Raw genomic sequence first — 5,327 nt, forward strand, 5'->3', positions numbered from 1 at the left:
ACCAGGTGAAGATCCGTGGCTTCCGTATCGAACTGGGGGAAATCGAAGCACGCCTGGCCAAACACCCCGAGGTGCAGGAAACGGTGGTGATGGCTCGTGAAGACGTGCCGGGTGAAACCCGCCTGGTGGCGTATTTCACTCCGGCCAGTGCTGGAGTGGTGCCGGACAGCGGCACCCTGCGCGCTTACCTGCAAGGTCATCTGCCGGACTACATGCTGCCGGCAGCCTATATGCAACTTGGCGCGCTACCACTGACCCCCAACGGCAAACTGGACCGCAAGGCCCTGCCGGTACCAGACAGCAGCGCCTACGCCTTGCGTGTCTACGAAGCCCCGGTGGGTGAGGTCGAAACCCAGCTGGCGGCGCTCTGGGCGGATTTGCTCAAGGTCGAGCGAGTGGGGCGTCACGACCACTTCTTCGAACTGGGCGGCCATTCGTTGCTGGCGGTGAGCCTGATCGAGCGGATGCGCCAGGCGAATCTGGAAGCCGATGTGCGGGTACTGTTCGGCCAGCCGACGCTGATCCAGGTGGCCGCCTCGGTGGGCATTACACAACGGATGGAGGTGCCGCAGACGAAGATTCCGATGCTCAATCGCAAACGTCGTATCTGAAGCTTCGACACCGCCCGGCCGATTCACAATCGGTCGGGCCGTCGCCTCTCTCTTTTCTCCCTTCTGTGCAACCCCCCGGCTGGGCGAGCTTACGGCACGCCTTGTCCCGGCTTCCCATGACAGACAGTCGCCCATGGATGCTCTAATTTTCGAGACCTGTGGGGAGCATGGCGAATGGGATGTTTCGCATGTGTCAGTGGACCGCAGCCCTTTGTAGCTGCGGACCCGATCACGCCTGCGCCCGGACTCCTGTGCTGTCTTCGAACGTCGAAGCCCCCTCCGATTTTTATCGCGCCGAACGCTGTCCCCGACACCGAGCCTTTTGGGTCGTCAACCCTCTCCGAAATGATAAATAGCAGGTTATTCGATGCACTTCAGCGAATTGATGGCAGTTCTTTCCACGCACGCGATCCGTCTTCAACAGGAAGAAGACGATCTGGTGATTCTCGGTGACGATGAGGGCCTTGACAGCGCCGTTCTCGATAGTCTCGGCGTGCACAAGGCGGAACTGCTCAAGCTGGTGGCTCGAAACGGCGGTGATTGGTTGAGTCCGGCTTTCCGCATTACCGCGGACATGCTGCCGCTGGCCAACCTCAGCCAGGAGGCGATCGACCGCATCGTCGACGCGGTGCCCGGTGGTGCCGGCAATGTTCAGGATATCTACCCGCTGGCGCCCCTGCAGGAAGGTATTCTCTACCATCACCTGGCGGCCGGGCAGGGCGACCCCTATGTGTTGCGGGCGCTGTTCGGCGCCGATAACCGTGAGCGCCTGGACGACTTCGCCCAGGCCCTGCAAGCGGTGATCGAACGTCACGATATCCTGCGCACCGCCATGGTCTGGGAAGGCCTCGACGAACCGGTGCAGGTGGTGTTGCGCGACGTCACCCTGGCGGTGGATGAGCTTGAACTGGCGGCCGCCGACGGTGATGTCGAAACCCAACTGCGCGAACGCTATGATTCCCGGCATTACCGCCTCGACCTGCGCCAGGCCCCGCTGATGCGCCTGGTGTGCGCCGAAGACCGGGCCAATGCACGCTGGGTGGCGATCCTGCTGTTCCATCACATCGCCATCGACCATGCCGCGCTGGAGCTGGTGCAGGTCGAGATGCAGGCCTACCTGCTCGGCGAAGGCCATGCCTTGCCCGAAGCGGTGCCCTATCGCAACTATGTGGCGCAGGTCCGGCTGGGTGCCGGGGCCGACGCCCATGAAGGCTTTTTTCGCGACATGCTGGCGGACGTCGATGAACCGACGCTGCCGTTTGGCGTGGTCGAAACCCCGGGCAGCGATGCGCCGATCGAAGAGGTTCGGCTGCCGGTCGCTGCCGACTTGAGTCTGCGCCTGCGGGCCCAGGCCCGGCAGCTCGGGGTCAGTGCCGCGAGCCTGCATCACCTGGCCTGGGCACGGGTGGTGGGCGCCGTTTCGGGCAAGTCGGATGTGGTCTTCGGTACCGTGCTGATGGGCCGGATGCAGGGCGGCGAGGGTGCCGATCGGGCCCTGGGCATGTTTATCAACACCTTGCCGTTGCGGGTGAAACTTGAAGGCCACGGCGTCCGTGAAGGGGTCAAGACCACCCATGCGCGCCTGACCGCCTTGCTCGGCCACGAGCACGCCTCCCTGGCCCAGGCCCAGCGTTGCAGCGGTGTGGCCGCACCGGCGCCATTGTTCAGCTCGCTGCTGAACTACCGCCACAGCGCCAGCGAATCGGTGGCTTCGGCCGAAACCCTGCAGGCCTGGGCCGGTTTGCACAGCCTGGGAGGTGAAGAACAGAGCACCTACCCGATCACCCTGTCGGTGGATGACCTGGGCGAAGACTTCAGCCTGGCGGTCCAGGCCGAGGTGGCGATCGGTGCACAGCGCGTCGGCGACTATATGCTGGCGGCCCTTGGCGCCCTGGTCGAGGCCCTGGAGCAGCAACCACAAACGCCTTTGCAGCACCTGGAAATCCTTCCTCTGGCCGAGCGCGAACAGGTGCTGCACGGCTTCAATGCCACCGCGCGCGACTATCCGCAGCACAGCAGCCTGCAGGCATTGTTCGAGCTGCAGGTGGCGGTGCGGCCCGACGCAGTGGCGGCCGTCCAGGATGGCCAGAGCCTGACCTACCAGCAACTCAACAGCTGGGCCAATGGCCTGGCCCGCCATCTGATCGACCTCGGCGTGCAACCGGGCGAACGGGTGGCGTTGCTGCTGGCGCGCTCCTTCGACCTGCTGGCCGGGCAACTGGCGATTCTCAAGTGCGGCGCGGCCTATGTGCCGCTGGATATCAATGCGCCGGCGGAGCGCCAGGCCTTCATGCTACAAGACAGCGCGGCGCGCCAGGTGTTGACCCTGAGCAGCAGCGCGGTGCCCGAGGGCATTGCGCGAGTCGACCTGGACACGCTGGTGCTGGAAGTCGATACACCGAACCTGGCACTGGACGCGTCCTCCGAGTCGGTGGCCTACATCATGTACACCTCCGGTTCCACCGGCACGCCCAAAGGGGTGCTGGTTCCGCACCGGGCGGTCAGTCGCCTGGTGATCAACAACGGTTATGCCGAATTCAATGCCGGCGACCGCGTGGCCTTTGCTTCCAACCCGTCCTTCGACGCCAGCACCCTGGATGTCTGGGCGCCGCTGCTCAACGGCGGTTGTGTGGTCGTGGTGGAACAGTCGGTATTGCTGTCCCTGAATGAATTCCGTGAGTTGCTGCTGGCGCAGTCGGTCAGCGTGCTGTGGATGACCGCCGGCCTGTTCCATCAATATGCCGGCGGCCTGATGGAAGCCTTCGCTCGCTTGCGTTACCTGATCGTCGGCGGCGATGTACTGGACCCGGCGGTGATCGCCCGGGTGTTGGAAGAGGGCGCCCCGCAGCATTTGCTCAACGGCTATGGCCCGACCGAAGCCACCACCTTCTCCACGACCTGGGAAATTACCTCGGTGGGCAATGGTGGTATTCCCATCGGCCGGCCGATCGGCAACAGCCAGGTCTATGTCCTCGACGCCTTGCGCCAACCGGTGGCCGTGGGCGTGGCCGGCGAGTTGTATATCGGCGGGCAGGGCGTGGCCAAAGGTTATCTGAACCGCCCGGAACTGACCGCCACGCAATTCGTCGCCGACCCGTTCAACGCCGAGGCCGGGGCACTGCTGTACCGCACCGGCGACCTCGCGCGCTGGACCGCGGATGGGGTTGTCGAGTACCTGGGGCGTAATGACGACCAGGTGAAAATTCGCGGTTTCCGTATCGAACTGGGTGAAATCGAAGCGCATCTGGCTGCTTGCCCGGGCGTCCGGGAGGCGGTGGTGCTGGCCCGTCAGGATGAGCCCGGACACAAGCGCCTGGTGGCTTACCTGGTGGCTGAGGCCGACAGCGCCTTGTCGGTGACGGAACTGCGTCGCGAACTGGCGGCGTCCCTGGCCGAATACATGGTGCCCAGCGCCTTCGTCGTCCTCGAGTCGTTCCCGCTGACCGCCAACGGCAAGCTGGATCGTCGGGCCTTGCCGGCACCGGACGCCGACGCCTATGCCAGCCGTGAGTTCCAGGCCCCCGAGGGCGAACTGGAAATCACCCTGGCGCGACTCTGGTCCGAGTTGCTGAAAATCGAGCGGGTCGGACGTCACGATCATTTCTTCGAACTGGGCGGGCACTCGTTGCTGGCCGTCAGCCTGATCGAGCGCATGCGTCAGTTGGGCCTGAGTGCCGACGTGCGTGTGCTGTTCAGTCAGCCGACCCTGGCCGCGCTGGCCGCTGCCGTTGGTGGCGGCCGCGAAATCAGCGTGCCGGCCAACCTGATTATCGTGGGTTGCGAACGGATCACCCCGGACCTGCTGCCGCTGGCCAACCTGACCCAGGCACAGATCGACCAGGTGGTGGCGACGGTACCGGGCGGTACTGCCAATGTGCAGGATATTTACCCGCTGGCGCCGCTGCAGGAAGGGATTCTCTATCACCACCTGGCGGCCCGGGCCGGCGACCCCTACGTGTTGCAGACCCAGTTTGCCTTTGACGACCACGAGCGCCTGAACGCCTTTGTCCAGGCCTTGCAGATGGTGATCGACCGCCATGACATCCTGCGTACCGGGGTGGTCTGGGAAGGTTTGGATGCGCCGGTGCAAGTGGTCTGGCGCGAGGCGCGCCTGCACCTTGATGCGCTGGAACTTGACCCAGCCGCCGGCGACATCGGTGCGCAACTGCACAGCCGGTTCGACCCGCGTCACTACCGCCTGGACGTGACCGAGGCGCCGCTGATGCGCCTGGCCTATGCCGAAGATCCGCTCAACCAGCGGATCACCGCGATGCTGCTGTTCCATCACATGGCCCTCGACCATATGGCCATGGAAGTGGTGCAGCATGAAATGCAGGCCTGGCTGCTCGGTGAGACCGAGGCCCTGGCGGCGCCGGTGCCGTATCGCAACTATGTGGCCCAGGCGCGTCTGGGGGTCAGCCCGGCCGATCATGAAGCGTTTTTCCGCGACATGCTCGGTGAGGTGGAGGAGCCGACCCTGCCGTTCGGTTTGCAGGATGTGCAGGGCGATGGCAGCGATATCGAGGAGGCGGTCCAGGCCCTGGACGTTCAGTTGGACCAACGCCTGCGGGCTCAGGCCCGGCAGTTGGGGGTGAGTGTCGCCAGCCTGGTGCACCTGGCCTGGGCCCAGGTGCTGGGCAAGGTTTCGGGGCGCCGCGATGTGGTGTTCGGTACCGTATTGATGGGCCGGATGCAGGGCGGCGAGGGTGCCGACCG

The 5,327-nt window shown here is 64.7% G+C and carries 2 protein-coding genes; both read left to right on the forward strand.

Features of this window, described 5'->3' with window-relative positions; all coding sequences use genetic code 11:
- The coding region (locus HX866_RS09865) for a phosphopantetheine-binding protein (RefSeq protein ID WP_256344887.1) at positions 1-611 on the forward strand (611 nt) is incomplete at its 5' end.
- Positions 612-978: 367 nt separating this feature from the next.
- Positions 979-5,327, forward strand: a 4,349-nt coding sequence (locus tag HX866_RS09870) for a non-ribosomal peptide synthetase (RefSeq protein WP_177139333.1), incomplete at its 3' end; no start/stop codon positions are given.

The sequence above is a fragment of the Pseudomonas gingeri genome (assembly GCF_013386165.1).
GTDB classification, from domain to species: Bacteria; Pseudomonadota; Gammaproteobacteria; order Pseudomonadales; family Pseudomonadaceae; genus Aquipseudomonas; species Aquipseudomonas gingeri_C.